The following is a 16,451-nucleotide window of genomic DNA, read 5'->3' as shown; positions in this document are numbered from 1 at the left end:
GATGGGACGCCTGGAAAACAAGATCGCAATAATTACCGGCGGTGCCGACGGAATCGGCCACGCCATCAGCGATGCGATGGCGCGCGAAGGCGCTCATGTCTTCGTCTCCGACATCGACGATGCGAAGGGCTCCGCCTTTGTGGACACGTTACGCCGGGCCGGGCTCAAGGCGGACTACGTTCATTGCGACGTCGCCGAAGATAAGGATATCGCCGATCTGATCGCCAGGACTGTCGACCAAACCGGGCGGTTCGACATCCTTGTCAACAACGCCGCGATCGCCATAGGCGGAATGCCGGTCCACGAAATGACCGACGAACAGTGGCACCGGCTGATCGCGGTCAATCTCACCAGCGTCTTTCGCGGCTGCAAATATGCCCTGCCGCACATGATCCGGCAGCGGAGCGGCGCGATCGTCAACATGGCGTCGGCGCAAGGCCATATCGGGCTCGACGGCTGGACAGCCTATGCCGGCGCCAAGGGCGCGGTGATGGCCATGACGCGGCAGATGGCGGTCGAGTTCGGACCGCACAATGTGCGAGTCAACTCGATCTCGCCGGGAACCATCAACACGCCGATGAACGAGAAGGTGATCGCCGACCTCGGCGAGAACGTCGCCCGCGCCTGGGTGAAGATGCATCCCCTCGGCCGCATCGGCAATCCCGAGGAGGTCGCCGAAGCGGCGGTCTATCTCGCGAGCGACGCGGCCAGCTTCACCACCGGCGTGGACCTCCGCGTCGACGGCGGGCTCTGCGTCACGCCGCGTTTCGTACCCGACCTCGTCTAGTACGCGTCAAGCAGTCAATGGAGCAAACAATAATGAACAAAGCTCTCGAAGGGGTCACCATCCTAGATTTCGGCCATCTGCTGCAGGGGCCGTTCGCGACCCAGCTGCTGGCCGACATGGGCGCCAATGTCATCAAGATCGAACGCGCCGGATCGGGCGACATGTTCCGCTCGATGACCTTTTTCGCCAAATGGGTCGGCGGCTCCGAAAGCCCGAATTTCCTCGCTTGGAACCGCAACAAGCGCTCGATCGCGCTCAATCTCAAGAGCCGCAAGGTGCACGGGATCATCATGGATATGGCGAAGAAGGCCGACGTGGTGGTCCAGAACTTCCGCCCCGGCGTGCTCGCCAAGCTCGGCTACGGCTATGACGACTTCAAGGCGGTCAACCCGGCCATCATCTACTGCTCGGGCTCGGGTTACGGCGAGGAGGGTCCCTATCTCGACCGGCCGGGGCAAGACATGCTGATCCAGGGGCTTGCGGGGTTGATCGCCAATACCGGACGCGGCGACGCGGCGCCGGTGCCGGCGGGCGCCGGGCTGGCCGACCAGATCGGTGCGATGAACATGGTCTACGGCATCCTCTCGGCGCTCTATTACCGCGAGAAGACCGGGAAGGGGCAGAAGGTCGAGGTCAACCTTTTGGCCGGCATGCTGGCCCATCTCGCGCAGGAATATGTCGGCGTCCTGAACCTCGGCGAGGATTTCGTCCGGCCGAATTCCGGCATCGGGCATCCCGGCATGCAGGCGCCGTTCGGCATCTACGAGACCAGGGATGGCGGCTACATCTCGATCGCGATGAGCCCGTTCAAGACCCTCTGCGAAATCTTCGAAGCGCCGCAACTGGCGGTCTACGACGATCTCGAAACGCTGTTTGCCAAGCGCGACGAGGTCTGGGAGAAGGTCAATGCCGAGACGCGCAAGTTCGGCCGGGACGAGCTGCTGGCCAAGCTACTGGGCGCGGATATCTGGTGCGCGGCGGTCAACGACATCCGCCAGGCTTCGGAAGACCCGCAGGTGAAGCACATGGGCATGATCACTACCTACGAGCATCCCCGCGCCGGGACGGTGCGGGTCATCGCGCCGGCTGTGAAGATGAGCGAGACGCCTGCCACCATCGACAGGCCGGCGCCGTTGGTCGGCCAGCACGGCCGCGAGATCCTGGCCGAGTTCGGGCTTTCGGCCGACGCCATAGCGGCTCTGGAAAAGGAAGGCGACATGACTGTCGTTGACGCCTGAGCCATGGCTGGGTTTTCGATCCTCACTATAGAGCGGTTGGGGAGGGTGGCGATTGTCACCTTCCGGCGCGGCGACCAGCTCAATGCCATGAACCGGCAGATGCAGGGCGAAATCGTCGCCGTCGCCGGAGGGGCTGGATGAGCCGGCCGGACGACGCCTATCGCGGCCTTGGCTGGAAGCATGGCGCACTGGTTGTGCAGCGGCTCGGCGCGATGCTGGCGCCACTCACTCTGCTTTTGCCGAACGGCCGGCAGGTGAGCCCGATGCATATCGCGCCGTGGGCCGAAGAGGCGGGAGCCGATGAGCTTCCCGGCATCCTGCGGCGGTTGCGCGGCGAATGGCCGTGTGTGCCGTTCGGCTATTCGGTGCCGGGCGATGGAGCGCCCGCCGAATGGGTGGCGCTGATGCACCCCGCGGCCCCGGACGAGGAGGTGCATGGCCATGGTTCCAACCATTGCTGGCGTTGGGAAGCAAGCGATGGCTGCAGTCTTCGGCTGTCGATCGACTATCCCCAGACCAGTCCGGTGCGGCGGCTCGAACGTACGGTCATGCCGGACCCCGATGGACCGGCGGTCGACATCGAACTGAGGATCGAAGCTCGCGAAGCCTGCCGCCTGCCGATCGGCCTGCACCCGACGTTCAAGCTGCCGCCAGAGCCAAGGCAGGCCATGATCGAGCCGGCGCGGTTCGATCACGGTCGTACCAATCCCGGCGTCGTCGAGCCCGACGCGGCGCTCTTTGCGGTCGACCAGGTCTTTACCAGCCTGACGGCCGTTCCCGGCCTCTATGGCGCTACGATCGACGCCAGCCGGCTGCCGTTCGCGGCGGCTATCGAAGAGCTCCTGCAACTCAACGGCATTGACGGATCGGTGGCGCTGGCCAATCAGGCCGAAGACTACCGCGTCAGGCTCTCCTGGCAGAAGGAGCACTTTCCGAGCCTACTGCTCTGGATATCCAATCGCGGGCGCAGGATGGCGCCGTGGAACGGCCGGCACCTGGCGCTCGGCATGGAGCCGATCTGCTCGCCATTCGGCTTGGGGCCGGCAACCGCGCTCGCCGACAATCCGGTGGCCAGGTCGGGCACGCCGACCGCGCGCGCCTTCGCCGCCGGCGAAATTTTCACCACCCGCTACCGCATCGAAGCCGAGGCGCTCTGACGTCGCTCGCTGGGAGAGACCTTGCAATGACCGCCTTGCTGGATATGAGCGCCGCGCGTGTCTTCTTCGACGGGATATTCACCGATCCGCGCGTCGCGCATCCGGAGTGTGTCGCGATCCACGCCGACGGCTCGATCTGGTGCGGCAACGAACTGGGCGAATTGCTGCGCATCGCGCCGGACGGCTCCAGTGTCGAGCGCATGGGCGGCACGGGCGGCTTTGCGCTGGGAATCACTTTCGATTCCAAGGGAAACTGCTTCATATGCGACCTCAAGCACGCGGCAATCTTCCGCTATGACGCCGGGACCGGCCGGGTCGAGCGCTTCGCTTCGTCCGGCATCCTGGTTCCGAATTATCCGGTGGTCGATGAGGCGCGCAATTGGCTCTACGTGTCAGACAGCCGTGGCAACAACAACATCGGCCCAGGCATCTTCCGCTTCAACCTCCGCACCGGGGAGGGAGGCATCTGGAGCAGGGCGCCGATGGACTTCGCCAACGGCATGGCGATGGCGCTGGACGGCAGTGGGCTTTTTGTTGTCGAAAGCGATGCCATGCAGGTGAGCTTTGTGCCCATTGAAGCCGATGGATCGGCCGGGGCGCCGCAGGTGATCGCGCGCGACGTGAACAACGTGCCGGACGGTGTGGCGGTCGCGCCGGACGGAACGCTATACATTTCCTGCTATGAGCCGAGCCGAATCTATCGCATGAAACCGGGCAGGAAGCTCGAAGTGCTGATCGAGGATCCGCACGCGACGACGATCGCCCACCCGACCAATGTCGCGCTCAAGGGAAACAAGCTCTACTCGGCCAATCTAGGACGCTGGCACATCACCGAGATCGACCTTTCCGGGCTGTGACCGCATGGACCGCGAGGCATGTTGGCTTTCGCCTAACGGCAATTTATACCCTCAGCGAGGTCAAAAAAGTATCATCAGCTTGCCTGTTTCGTGGTGGCGCCTGATTTGCCGCTTGGCTAGCATTGCCTCCACATTGAGAGCCGGAAGCATCCGGCCGATTGGGAAACGCAGGCCGGTTGCGGCGACAAACGCAAGGCGGCCCGGAGGAAACGGTATTGGAACCGGACCTGGAAGTCGTTCAGATACGGCGTGGCGAATCCTTCACGGCCTGGTCTCACGGCTATCCCTTCCGCACTGTGCGCTGGCACTTTCACCCGGAATATGAAATCCATCAGGTTGTCGCCACCAGCGGCCGTTACTTCGTCGGTGACTTCATAGGCGAGTTCGAGCCCGGCAATCTGGTTGTGACCGGACCCAACCTTCCGCACAATTGGGTGAGCGACATCCCCAAAGGCTCAAGCATCCCGCTTCGCGGCCGCATCATCCAGTTCAGCGAGAGTTTCATCGGCGACGCCATGAAAGTCCTGCCAGAACTTGGTGGGCTCGGCGCAGTTCTGGAAGCTTCGAGGCGCGGCGTGCTGTTCACCAACAAGACCAGCAAAAGCGTAGCGCCGCTGATGGAAGAGTTGATGCAGGCGCAGGGTGTTCGCCGCATCGAGCTCTTCATGATGATCGCCGGCGCGCTGAGCCGCGCGCAAGACACAAGGATGCTCGCCAGCGCCAGCTATTTGCCCGATCCGCCGGGCTACATGTCGGCCGGCATCAACAAGGCCCTCGCCTATGTCCGCCAGAACCTCACGCAGCCTTTCGACGAATCGGATCTGGCGGCCATTGCCGGCCAATCGACCGCGGCTTTCTCGCGGGCCTTCCGTCGCCACACCGGCATGTCGCTGGTGCAATATGTGAAACGACTGCGCATCAATCTCGCCTGCCAGATCCTGATGAGCGAGGAAGCGGCATCGATCACGGACATCTGCTTTCAAGTCGGCTTCAACAATCTTTCGAATTTCAACCGGCAGTTCCTGGCGGAGAAGGGCATGCCGCCGTCCAAGTTTCGCAAACTTCTGGCCGACAACATCAACACGGCGAGAGCCGCATAAACGGAGGAGTTAGGGAGGAGAAACATCGATCGGCAGAACGGCGCGGATGGCGTGACGCTGTCCGCGATGGAGAGCGCTTGTCCCGAAATTTGTTTAGGCAGGCCTTCGCCCCGGTAAACCACCATAACCAGCCCCGCCCGCAAGATCACAGCGGCGGGACTGTTCCAGAAAGCGAAACGACTTTCCTGCAATCATAACCTCTAGGGAGAAGATGGAATGACAAGATTTCCTTTGAAGTCGACCGGCATCGCTGTGCTGGCCCTATCTCTGCTCAGCAGCGCATCGGCATTTGCCCAGACCGCCGTTACCGACGCCACGGTGGCCTTCCTCATGCCCGACCAGGCTTCCACGCGTTATGAAGAGCATGACTATCCCGGCTTCCAGGCGGAAATGGCCAAGCTCTGCCCGGACTGCAAAGTCCTTTACCAGAATGCCGATGCCGATGTGTCGCGGCAGCAGCAGCAGTTCAACTCGGTCATCTCGCAGGGCGCGAAGGTGATCGTTCTGGACCCGGTCGACTCGACCGCGGCCGCTTCTCTGGTCAAGCAGGCGCAGGCCCAAGGCATCAAGGTCATCGCCTACGACCGGCCGATTCCGGACGCCAAGGCCGATTTCTACGTGTCGTTCAACAATGAAGGCATCGGCAAGGCGATTGCCGATTCGCTCGTTCAGCACTTGAAGGCGATGAACGTGACCGCCGCCGAGGGTACGGGAGTACTTCAGATCAACGGTTCGCCGACCGATGCTGCCGCCGGCCTGATCAAAAAGGAATCCACGCCGGCCTCGACAACAGCGGCTATCCGATCCTCGCGGAATTCGACACGCCGGACTGGGCGCCGCCGAAGGCGCAGCAGTGGGCAAGCGGTCAGGTTACGCGTTTCGGCAAGAACATTCTCGGCGTGGTGGCAGCAAATGACGGCACTGCCGGTGGGGCAATCGCAGCCTTCAAGGCGGCCGGCGTGGACCCGGTTCCGCCCGTCACCGGCAACGACGCGACAATTGCTGCGCTGCAGCTTATCATCGCCGGTGATCAGTACAACACCATCTCGAAGCCAAGCGAGATCGTCGCGGCCGCGGCGGCGAACGTCGCCATGCAGCTTCTCGCCGGCGAAACGCCGAAGGCGGAGATGACATTGTATGACACGCCATCCCAGCTCTTCACCCCGGCGGTTGTCACGGCCGAGAACCTGAAGGCCGAGATAATCGACAAGAAGATCAATACCGCGGAAGAGCTTTGCGTCGACCGCTACATCGAAGGCTGCAAAAAGCTCGGCATCATCAACTGATGGCGATACGGTTGTCCGGCCGCCGCTCAGGTGGCCGGACAATCGGCATGATTTTATAACCAGATAGCGCGGGACATACCGTCATGACAGACACAGCGGATGGAACTGCTTCGGTGAGTGAGGTGGTGCTAAGCCTGCGCGGCATCTCCAAGCATTTTGGCGCCGTCTCGGCGCTGACCGATATCGACCTCGATGTCCACGCGGGCGAGGTCGTCGCGCTTGTCGGAGACAACGGCGCCGGCAAGTCCACGCTGATCAAGATCCTCGCCGGCGTGCATCAGCCGAGCTCGGGAATGGTCACCTTCCGCGGGAATCCTGTCACGCTCAGTGATCCCAGCGCCGCGCTGCGCCTGGGGATTGCGACCGTGTTTCAGGATCTGGCGCTGTGCGAGAACCTGGACGTGGTGGCCAACATCTTCCTCGGCAAGGAACTCGATCCGCTGCGGCTCGACGAGGTTTCCATGGAGATCCGGGCCTGGAAACTTCTAAACGAGCTGTCGGCCCGCATCCCGAGTGTTCGTGAGCCGGTTGCCTCGCTCTCGGGAGGCCAACGCCAGACCGTGGCGATCGCGCGATCCCTGCTGCTCGATCCGAAGCTGATCATGCTTGACGAGCCGACCGCCGCACTCGGCGTCGCCCAGACCGCGGAAGTGCTCGACCTGATCGAAAGGGTGCGCGATCGCGGACTCGGCGTGATCATGATCAGCCACAACATGGAGGACGTCCGCGCCGTTGCCGACCGCGTCGTCGTTCTCCGGCTTGGACGCAACAACGGCGTTTTCGATCCGGATGCGTCCAGTCAGGAACTGGTGAACGCGATAACCGGCGCCGCGAACAACTCGGTTTCGCGCAGGGCCAGTCGGCGCCAGGCCCAGCGGCAGCAGGAGACCAGACCATGAATGTCGCTGGAAAAAAGGGAGCACCAGACGCGCCGCTCCTGGACCGGAGCGACGAGCGGGTTAGGCACGCGCAGGGCATTGGCGGCGCGATCCGCGCCTTCCTCGATCGGGTGAGATCAGGCGACCTCGGCTCGCTGCCCGTGATCGTTGGACTGGCGATCATCTGGACGGTCTTCCAAAGCCTCAATCCGGTTTTCCTGGCGCCCAACAATCTCGTCAATCTTTTGTTTGATTGCTCGACGGTTGGCGTCATCTCACTAGGCATCGTCTGCATATTGATGGTCGGCGAGATTGATCTCTCAGTGGGCTCCGTCAGCGGCTTCGCCTCGGCGCTGGTCGGCGTGCTCTGGGTCAATCAAGGCTGGCCCGTAGGCGTTGCAATTCTCACCGCAATGGCCGTCGGGGCGTTGATCGGTTCGCTCTACGCGTTGCTGTACAACCGGTTCGGAATGCCGAGCTTCGTCTCGACGCTGGCGGGCCTGCTCGCGGTGCTCGGCCTGCAGCTCTATTTCCTCGGCTCGACCGGTTCGATCAACCTGCCTTACGGGTCGTGGCTGGTGAACTTCGGCCAGATGCTGGTGATGCCGGATCCTGTGGCGTATGTTTTGGCCGCGCTGCCAGGCATTGCCTTGTTCATTACCGGCTACCGTACGGCCGTCCGCCGCCGGGAAGCGGGGCTGTCTTCGCAGTCGCTCGGCGGTCTCATCCTGCGCGCGGTCGCGGTTACCGTCGTGCTTGAAGCGATCGCCTTCTATCTGAACCAGGATCGCGGCATTCCATGGATGTTCGGCTTGTTCGTGGGCCTTTGCGCGGCGATGAACTATGCCTTGACCCGGACCAAGTGGGGCCGCTCGATGCATGCGGTGGGCGGCAACAGGGAGGCGGCTCGCCGCGCCGGCATCAACGTCCGGCTCATATACACCAGCGCCTTCATCCTATGTTCGGTGTTGGCCGCGACCGGCGGAGTGCTAGCCGCCGCACGCCTGGCTTCCGCTAGCCAGCAGGCTGGGACCGGCGACGTCAACCTCAACGCAATAGCGGCCGCGGTTATTGGTGGAACCAGCCTGTTCGGCGGTCGCGGCAGCGCCTATTCCGCGTTGCTCGGCATCATTGTCATCCAGTCGATCGCCAGCGGCCTGACGCTGCTCGATCTGTCATCGTCGCTTCGCTACATGATCACCGGCGCCGTGCTTGCCATCGCCGTCATCGTCGACTCGCTGGCGCGCCGCTCACGGTTGTCCCATGGCCGCGCCTGAACCAATCGAAAGGAAAGAGAGCAAATGGGCCAGGATTTGACCGGAAAGGTTGCTGCAATAACCGGAGCCGCGTCGGGGATCGGCCTCGCATGCGCCAGGAGTCTCTTGAACGAAGGCGCCCGTGTCGTGTTCGTCGACCGCGCCGAGGAGAGTTTGAAGGCCGTCTGTTCTGAGCTTGGTCCCCAGGCCATCCCCCTGGTGATCGACCTGACCGACCCCAAGTCCGTCGCCGGAATGATGCCGCAAATCCTCGAAAAGGCCGGCAAGCTCGACATCTTCCATGCCAATGCCGGTTCGTACGTTGGCGGCGAGGTGGTCGACGGAGATCCCGACGCCTGGGATCGCATGCTGAACCTGAACATCAACGCTGCATTCCGCTCGGTGCACGCGGTTTTGCCACACATGGTCGGCCGCAAAACCGGCGACATTATTGTCACCAGTTCAATTGCCGGTCTCGTTCCGGTTGTCTGGGAGCCGATCTATACGGCCTCCAAGCACGCGGTGCAGGCGTTTGTGCACACCGTACGGCGGCAGGTCGCCAAGCATGGGCTGCGCGTCGGGGCGGTGGCGCCCGGCCCGGTCGTCACCGCACTTATCAGCGACTGGCCCAAGGACAAGCTGGATGCCGCGCTGGCGGCCGGAGATTTGATGCAGCCGGAGGAGGTGGCGGAAGCCGTCCTGTTCATGCTGACCCGACCCCGGAACGTCACGATCCGGGATCTGGTGATCCTGCCGCAGAGCAACGATCTTTAACCGGCGAACGCGTCCGCTCCATATGCGCGCGGCTACCGTCCACGACAGGGCAGATCAACCGTCATGACCAAACACTACCTCGGTATCGATGTCGGTACGGGCAGCGCCCGCGCCGGCGTCTTCGACCAGTCGGGAACATTGCTGGCGTCAGCCAAGCACGACATCGCTGTCTGGCACGAGGCCGGCGACATCGTGGAGCAATCAAGCAATGATATCTGGCGGGCGGTATGCGCAAGCGTTCGCGAGGCCGTCGCCAAATCAGGGATCGCTGCCGGATCCATTGCCGGCATAGGCTTCGACGCCACCTGTTCGCTCGTTGCCATCGGCCAGGAAGGACAACCCTTGCCAGTCAGCAACTCGGCAAATGACGAGCGCAACATTATTGTCTGGATGGATCATCGCGCTACCGAGCAGGCGCGCAGGATCAATCGGACGGGCCACGATGTCCTGAACTATGTCGGCGGCTCGATTTCTCCGGAGATGGAAACGCCGAAGCTGCTTTGGCTGGCCGAGCACATGCCAGACACTTTTGGCAAAGCCTGGCAGTTCTTCGATCTGACGGATTTCCTGACCTGGCGAGCAACAGGCAGTCTTGCCCGATCTGTTTGCACGGTAACGTGCAAATGGACCTATCTGGCGCATGAAAATCGCTGGGACGAGCGCTACTTTAGAGAAGTCGGACTGGGCGCACTTGTCGACGAATCGTTCCGTCGTATCGGCACGGAGGTCGTTCCCGCGGGCACTCCTGTCGGCGGCGGCTTGACGGCGACGGCGGCGGCCGAGCTCGGGCTGACGCCAGGTACGCCAGTCGCCGCGGGCCTCATCGATGCTCATGCGGGCGGCATCGGCACGGTTGGCGCGCGCGGCGGCGTCGGCAGCATCCATTCCAGGATGGCCTATGTTTTTGGCACATCCGCCTGCACCATGTCCTCGACCCCGCAAGCTACATTCGTAGAAGGCGTATGGGGACCGTATTTTTCTGCCATGGTCCCCGGCCTGTGGCTGAACGAGGGCGGTCAATCGGCCGCCGGTGCGGCTATCGACCATCTCGTCAGGCTGCACCCCGCCGCCGAACAGGCCGCGAGGGCCGCGCAGGAACACGGCGTCAGCCTCAGCCACTGGCTATCCCTAAAAGTAGAAGAACGCGGCGGTGCGGCAGCTGCAGAAAAGCTCGTCGGCGGGGTCCACGTCGTCCCGGAATTCCTTGGCAATCGCGCCCCGTTTGCCGACCCGGATGCGCGCGGGTTGATTGCTGGACTCGGTATGGAAACCGACTTCGACAGTCTCATTAGCCTCTATCTTGCGGGCGTCTACGGGCTTGGCTACGGAGTCCGTCAGATCGTGCGGTCCTTGCATGAGAAAAACGTGCCGATCGATTCGATCGTTGTCAGCGGCGGTGCGGGCCAGAGCCCCCTTGTTCGGCAGTTGCTTGCCGATGCAACCGGAATCATTGTCGCTGCTTCCACCTCACAGGAGCCGGTGTTACTGGGATCGGCAATGCTCGGAGCTGTTGCAACGGGGCACTACAAAGATGCGGTTGCCGCCATGGCGGCAATGTCGGAACTGGGCGAGCTCTATCGCCCCTCGGCTGCATCCGTCGATTGGCAGGCGAGGCGTTTCGCTGCCTTCGAATTGTTGCAACGCGCCGGCCAAGCTATCAGGACGACCCAGCTCTCCAGTGCCGCAGAGCAGTAGGATATTCTCAGGGGTCGGAGTTTCACCCGTGCATACGGGATTCCGCTTAGCCAACGCTGGCGGAGACCTGATTGGCGTTATCGCTCGCGAGCCGTGCCAAAGGCACATTTTTGGGCTTAAGCCGATCGTGCCTAGACAATAGGCTTGACCGCTTTCGTCTCTGACTTATCATGATCGTATATCGGCCACGCCGAATGGCAGTCTCGCCTCGCTGTCCGCGTCCACGCGGTGCGGGGCGTTTTTATTTGAGCGAGCATCTGCGCAAGCGCATCGAGATCGGGATCCTGTTCTCGCAGGGAAGCGACTACGACCTGCTCTCCCAGGCGTCGCGTGAGGGCGCCTTGAAAGGCATTGCCGCCGTCAACGCCGATCCGGCACGGCAGATCGCTTTTGCGCCGGTCGAGCGCAATCCCGCCGGACGCGCCGAATCCTATGGCGCGCTCTGCGCCGAAATCCTGTGCACCGGCAGCGCACGCCATGTCGTCGGCTGCACCACCTCGTGGAGCCGCAAGGAGGTGATTCCCGCGCTGGAGCGGCACGGCGGCATGCTATGGTACGCCGCACCCTACGAAGGTTTCGAGGCGAGCGAGCACGTCGTCTATCTTCATGCCTGCCCCAACCAGCACATCGTCCCCTTGCTGAACTATGTCTTTCCGCGTTGGGGCGCCGATGCCTTCCTGCTCGGCTCGAACTATGTCTGGGGCTGGGAGCTGAACCGCGTCGCGCGCGATATCGTCGGCGAGTGGAGCGGCCGCGTACTCGGAGAGCGCTATCTGCCGCTCGGCGACGCCGATGTCTCACGCATCATCGCCGAGATCCGGGCGACGCGGCCCTCCTTCGTGCTCAACAACCTGATCGGCCAGTCGTCCTATGCTTTCCTGAAGGCCTATGCCGCACTCGGCAGCGAGGATCGGGCTTTCCTACCCGAAAACTGCCCGGTGCTGAGCTGCGACCTGATGGAGCCGGAACTGGCGGCGCTCGACGGCTGCGGCGAGGGAAACCTCGTCATCGGCCCGTACTTCGCCGATCCCGGCAGCGATAGTCCGGCCTCGTCGATGGAGGCGGCGGCCCATGCCTCGGTGCTGGTGCTGGCTGAACTCATCGAGCAGGCGGGCACCGATGACCCGGCGAGCCTTGCCAAGCTGCTCGGCAGCCGGAGCTTCCGGACACCGCTGGGGCCGATCCTGATCGATCCGCAGAACCAGCACGCGCACATGCCGGTGCTGATCGGCCGTATCGAGGGCGACCGGTTCCGGCCGGTCTGGAAAAGCGACGCGGCCCTGGCGCCCGACCCTTATCTGTCGCGTCACGACGCGCGGCTGTCGCAGGCACGGCCGCCGCTGAAGGTGGTGTCATGAAGCGACCCGGCATCCCCCATCTCGGCGGCGCGCGCGCCTTGGTGCTGCACCGCGCTCATGCCGACGGCGCCGCCGTGCTGCGCCAGCTCGCGGCGATCGGGCTTTCGGCGGAGGCCGCATGGCCGGACCTGCCGGCGGATGCGATGCTCGCCGATTTCGTGTTCTTCGACGCCGACATGGCCTGCGACGAGCAGATGCCGTGGGCGCCGGGCGAGGCGCCGATGCCGCTGATCGCGCTGATCGGCACCGAGGCTCCCGGGCGGGTGGAATGGGCGCTGCGGCAGCGCGCCGACGCACATCTGGTCAAGCCGGTGGGCAATGCCGGCATCTACAGCGCGCTGCTGATCGCACGGCAGAAGTTCGAGGAAAGGAAGGCGCTCTACCGCGAGATCGACAGCCTGCGCGGCCAGGTGGCGGAGCGGCGGACCGTGGTGCGGGCCGTGCTGCGCCTGACCGAGCGCGGCCAGACCGAGGCCGAAGCCTTCGCGCTGCTGCGCCGGCTCGCTATGGACGGACAGACGACGCTGGAGGCGGCCGCCGCTCGGCTGCTCGGCGACAGCGACGGAGGCGCAGGTGAGCGATCCCGCCGCCCTTGACCTGACGCTGCCTGTGGCGACCCCGCCCGCGCCCGGCGCTCTGCGCCGTCTGGTGCAGCGGCCGCTGGCGCTGTTCGGGCTGGTGCTCGTCGCGGCCGTCGTCGTCGGAGCGGTTTTCGCCCCCTTGCTCACGCCCTACGACCCGAGCGAGCAGTTCTTCGACGGCCTGTCGCTGGAAGGTGCGCCGCTCGGGCCGTCGGCGCAGTATTGGCTTGGCACCGACCTGCTCGGCCGCGACCTGCTCACCCGCATTCTCTACGGGGCGCGAACGTCGCTGGTCATCGGCGTCGCCGCGAACGGCGTGGCGCTGCTGATCGGCTCCACCGTCGGTATCGTCGCCGGCTATTTCGGCGGCTTGCTCGGTTCCGCCCTGATGCGCTTCACCGACCTGATGATGGCGTTCCCGGCGCTGCTGCTCGCCATCTGCCTGGCCGCTATCCTGCAGCCCAGCCTGTGGATCGTCGCCATGGTGATCGCGCTGGTTTATTGGGTGCAGATCGCCCGCGTCGTCTACACCGAAACCCGCGCCCTGACCGAACGCGATTTCATCGCGGCGGAGCGCTCACTGGGCGCCGGACCGGTGCGTATCCTCGTCAGGCACATCCTGCCGCACCTCTACTCGACGATCATCGTCTGGGGCACGCTCGGCATTTCGACCACGGTGCTGCTCGAGGCGACGCTGTCCTACCTCGGCGTCGGCGTGCAGCCGCCAACGCCCTCCTGGGGCAACATCATCTTCGAGAACCAGACCTACTTCCAGGCGGCGCCCTGGCTGGTGTTCTTTCCCGGCATCGCCATCCTGACGCTGGCGCTGGCGTTCAATCTGGTCGGCGATGCGCTGCGCGACGAACTCGATCCGACCGAACGGGGCAGGGACTGATGACCGTCTATCTCACCCGCCGCATCGTCCAGGCTGTGCTCATCCTGCTCGGCGTCTCGATCATCACCTTCGCGCTGCTTTACCTGCTTCCGGCCGACCCGGTGCGGCAGATCGCCGGCCGCTCGGCGACGCCGCAGACGGTGGAGAACATCCGCCGCCAGCTTGGCCTCGACCAGCCCTTCATCGTCCAGTACTGGCGCTACCTCGCCAATCTGGTGCAGGGCGACCTCGGCCGCTCCTACCTGCAGCGCTCGGAGGTCGCGGAACTGATCTGGGCGCGGTTGCCGGCGACGCTGCTGCTGATGGCGGCGGGGATCGCCTGCGAGTTGGTCATCGGGCTGACGATGGGGCTGCTGGCGGCGGTCAAGCGCGGCACGGCGATCGACCAGGCGCTGATGGTGGGCTCCTTCGTGGGAGTCTCGGCGCCGCAGTTCGTGGTCGGGCTGATCCTGCTCTATGTATTCGGGGTCAAGCTGTCATGGCTGCCGATCTCGGGCTACGGCACCTGGCAGCATGTCGTGCTGCCGGCGCTGACGCTCGGCATACTCGGCGCCGGCTGGTATTCGCGCATGATGCGCTCGTCGATGATTGACGTCCTGCGCCAGGACTACATCCGCACGGCTCGCGCCAAGGGCCTGCCGCGCGCGACCGTTCTGTTCCGCCATGCGCTTCCCAACGCCATCCTGCCGATCGTCGCCATGATCGGGATCGACATCGGCATCTTCATGAGCGGCATCGTCGTGGTGGAGAGCGTGTTCGGCTGGCCGGGTATCGGGCAATTGGCCTGGCAGGCGATCCAGCGCGTCGACATCCCGATCATCATGGGCGTGACGCTGGTGTCGGCGCTGGCGATCGTGCTCGGCAACCTTCTCGCCGACCTGTTCGCACCCTTCATCGACCCGCGCATCAAACTCCGCTGAAGCAACAACAACCACAAACAGAGAGGAACATTCGACATGAAAAACCTGCTCCGAAGCACCGTCGCGGCCAGTGCGCTCGCGCTCTGCCTGTCACTGTCGCCGGCCCACAGCCAAGAAGGCAAGCCAGGCGGCGCGATTACCGTCACTTATAAGGACGATGTCGCCACGCTCGATCCGGCGATCGGCTATGATTGGCAGAACTGGTCGATGATCAAGAGCCTGTTCGACAGCCTGATGGACTACGAGCCTGGCACGACGACGCTCAAGCCGGATCTCGCCGAGAGCTACGAAATTTCGCCGGATGGCAAGGTGTTCACCTTCAAGCTGCGCGACGGCGTGAAATTCCACAACGGCCGGGCAATGACCGCCGAGGACGTGAAGTATTCGCTCGACCGGGTCACCAACCCGGAGACCCAGAGCCCGGGCGCCGGCTTCTTCGGCGCCATCATGGGCTATGAGGAAATGGCGGCGGGCACGGCCAAGAGCCTCTCGGGCGTAACCACGCCCGACGAGAAGACGGTGCGCATCGAGCTGTCGCGACCGGACGCCACCTTCCTGCATGTGATGGGCCTGAACTTCGCCTCGATCGTGCCCAAGGAGGCGGTGGATGAGTTCGGCGCGGACTTCGGCAAGCATCCGGTCGGCACCGGCGCCTTCAGCCTGGCGGAATGGACGACCGGCCAGCGCCTGGTGTTCGCAAAGAACCCGGACTACTGGAACAAGGGCTTGCCCCTTCTCGACCAGATCACCTTCGAGATCGGCCAGGAGCCGATCGTAGCGCTGCTGCGCCTGCAGAAGGGCGAGGTCGACATCCCCGGCGACGGCATCCCGCCGGCCAAGTTCACCGAGGTGATGGCCGACCCGGAGCAGAAGGCGCGCGTCGTCGAAGGTGGGCAACTACATACCGGCTACATCACCATGAACGTCAAGATGGAGCCATTCGACGACGTCAAGGTGCGCCAGGCTGTCAACATGGCGATCAACAAGGACCGCATCGTCCAGATCATCAACGGACGCGCTGTGCCGGCAAACCAGCCGCTACCGCCCTCGATGCCGGGCTATATCAAGAACTTCGAGGGCTACAAGTACGATCCGGACGGGGCGAAGAAACTGCTCGCCGAGGCCGGGCATCCGGACGGCTTCGAAACCGAGCTGTTCGTCATGAACACCGACCCGCAGCCGCGCATCGCCCAGGCAATCCAGCAGGACCTTGCGGCAATCGGCATCAAGGCCTCGATCCAGTCGCTGGCGCAGGCCAACGTCATCGAGGCGGGCGGCACCGAGAACGGCGCGGCGATGATCTGGTCGGGCGGCATGGCCTGGATCGCGGACTTCCCGGATCCATCGAACTTCTACGGGCCGATCCTCGGCTGCGCCGGCGCGGTCAAGGGTGGCTGGAACTGGTCGTGGTACTGCAACGAGGACCTCGACAAGCGCGCTGCGGAAGCGGACGCTATGGTCGATCCCACCAAGGCCGAGGAGCGCTACGCAGCCTGGGGCGCGATCTATGCCGACGTGATGAAGGATGCGCCCTGGATGCCGGTGTTCAACGAGCAGCGCTTCACAATGAAGTCGCCGCGCATGGTCGGGGCCGACAATCTGTTCGTCGACCCGGTCCATATTCCGATCAACTACGATCACGTGTCGGTCAACGATTAGCGAGAATTGG

The 16,451-nt window shown here is 63.8% G+C and carries 15 protein-coding genes and 1 pseudogene; all 16 read left to right on the top strand.

The genetic code is table 11. From position 1 onward, the window contains the following. Position 1: 1 nt before the first annotated feature. Positions 2-787, top strand: coding sequence for an SDR family NAD(P)-dependent oxidoreductase (locus ACG873_RS13590; RefSeq protein ID WP_394892363.1), 786 nt, complete (start codon positions 2-4; stop codon positions 785-787). Positions 788-819: 32 nt separating this feature from the next. Then, positions 820-2,025 carry a CaiB/BaiF CoA transferase family protein gene (locus ACG873_RS13585; protein WP_394892362.1) on the top strand — a complete coding sequence of 402 codons (1,206 nt, stop codon included), beginning with the start codon at positions 820-822 and terminating at the stop codon, positions 2,023-2,025. A gap of 3 nt (positions 2,026-2,028) precedes the next feature. Continuing rightward, the gene (locus ACG873_RS13580; RefSeq protein ID WP_394892360.1) at positions 2,029-2,166 is read left to right on the top strand and encodes a hypothetical protein; all 138 of its coding nucleotides are present in this window, start codon (positions 2,029-2,031) and stop codon (positions 2,164-2,166) included. After that, the gene (locus tag ACG873_RS13575) at positions 2,163-3,182 is read left to right on the top strand and encodes a hypothetical protein (RefSeq protein ID WP_394892359.1); all 1,020 of its coding nucleotides are present in this window, start codon (positions 2,163-2,165) and stop codon (positions 3,180-3,182) included. The genes ACG873_RS13580 and ACG873_RS13575 overlap by 4 nt, the downstream gene beginning before the upstream one ends. A 26-nt stretch (positions 3,183-3,208) precedes the next feature. Further along, positions 3,209-4,039, top strand: a complete 831-nt coding sequence (locus tag ACG873_RS13570) for an SMP-30/gluconolactonase/LRE family protein (protein WP_394892357.1) — start codon at positions 3,209-3,211, stop codon at positions 4,037-4,039. 215 nt (positions 4,040-4,254) lie between these two features. Next, positions 4,255-5,139, top strand: coding sequence for an AraC family transcriptional regulator (locus tag ACG873_RS13565; protein WP_394892355.1), 885 nt, complete (start codon positions 4,255-4,257; stop codon positions 5,137-5,139). A 216-nt stretch (positions 5,140-5,355) separates the two neighbouring features. Next, positions 5,356-6,425, top strand: a pseudogene (locus ACG873_RS13560) (sugar ABC transporter substrate-binding protein). Positions 6,426-6,508: 83 nt separating this feature from the next. Further along, positions 6,509-7,324 (top strand): ATP-binding cassette domain-containing protein, encoded by an 816-nt coding sequence (locus ACG873_RS13555; RefSeq protein WP_394892354.1) that lies wholly within the window; start codon positions 6,509-6,511, stop codon positions 7,322-7,324. Beyond that, complete coding sequence (locus ACG873_RS13550) at positions 7,321-8,580, top strand: sugar ABC transporter permease (RefSeq protein ID WP_394892352.1); 1,260 nt, start codon at positions 7,321-7,323, stop codon at positions 8,578-8,580. The genes ACG873_RS13555 and ACG873_RS13550 overlap by 4 nt, the downstream gene beginning before the upstream one ends. 24 nt (positions 8,581-8,604) lie before the next feature. Then, a complete protein-coding gene (locus ACG873_RS13545; protein WP_394892351.1) occupies positions 8,605-9,333 on the top strand; it encodes an SDR family oxidoreductase in 729 nt (242 codons plus the stop codon). A 63-nt stretch (positions 9,334-9,396) separates the two neighbouring features. Then, entirely contained in the window at positions 9,397-11,028 is a 1,632-nt protein-coding gene (locus ACG873_RS13540) for an FGGY-family carbohydrate kinase (RefSeq protein ID WP_394892349.1), read from the top strand. Between the two features lie 245 nt (positions 11,029-11,273). After that, positions 11,274-12,386, top strand: a complete 1,113-nt coding sequence (locus tag ACG873_RS13535; protein ID WP_394892347.1) for a transporter substrate-binding protein — start codon at positions 11,274-11,276, stop codon at positions 12,384-12,386. Further along, the gene (locus ACG873_RS13530; RefSeq protein ID WP_394892345.1) at positions 12,383-12,982 is read left to right on the top strand and encodes an ANTAR domain-containing response regulator; all 600 of its coding nucleotides are present in this window, start codon (positions 12,383-12,385) and stop codon (positions 12,980-12,982) included. Before ACG873_RS13535 ends, ACG873_RS13530 begins: the two co-directional genes overlap by 4 nt. Continuing rightward, positions 12,960-13,862: an ABC transporter permease gene (locus ACG873_RS13525; protein ID WP_394892343.1), complete on the top strand. Its 903-nt coding sequence runs from the start codon at positions 12,960-12,962 to the stop codon at positions 13,860-13,862. The genes ACG873_RS13530 and ACG873_RS13525 overlap by 23 nt, the downstream gene beginning before the upstream one ends. Further along, the gene (locus ACG873_RS13520) at positions 13,862-14,782 is read left to right on the top strand and encodes an ABC transporter permease (RefSeq protein WP_394892342.1); all 921 of its coding nucleotides are present in this window, start codon (positions 13,862-13,864) and stop codon (positions 14,780-14,782) included. Before ACG873_RS13525 ends, ACG873_RS13520 begins: the two co-directional genes overlap by 1 nt. 36 nt (positions 14,783-14,818) lie before the next feature. After that, positions 14,819-16,441 (top strand): ABC transporter substrate-binding protein, encoded by a 1,623-nt coding sequence (locus tag ACG873_RS13515; protein ID WP_394892341.1) that lies wholly within the window; start codon positions 14,819-14,821, stop codon positions 16,439-16,441. Positions 16,442-16,451 lie beyond the last annotated feature (10 nt).

The sequence above is a fragment of the Allomesorhizobium aridi genome, from assembly GCF_043769475.1.
In the GTDB taxonomy this organism is placed as follows: Bacteria; Pseudomonadota; Alphaproteobacteria; order Rhizobiales; family Rhizobiaceae; genus Allomesorhizobium.
This window is presented reverse-complemented; position numbering and strand designations above follow the sequence as displayed.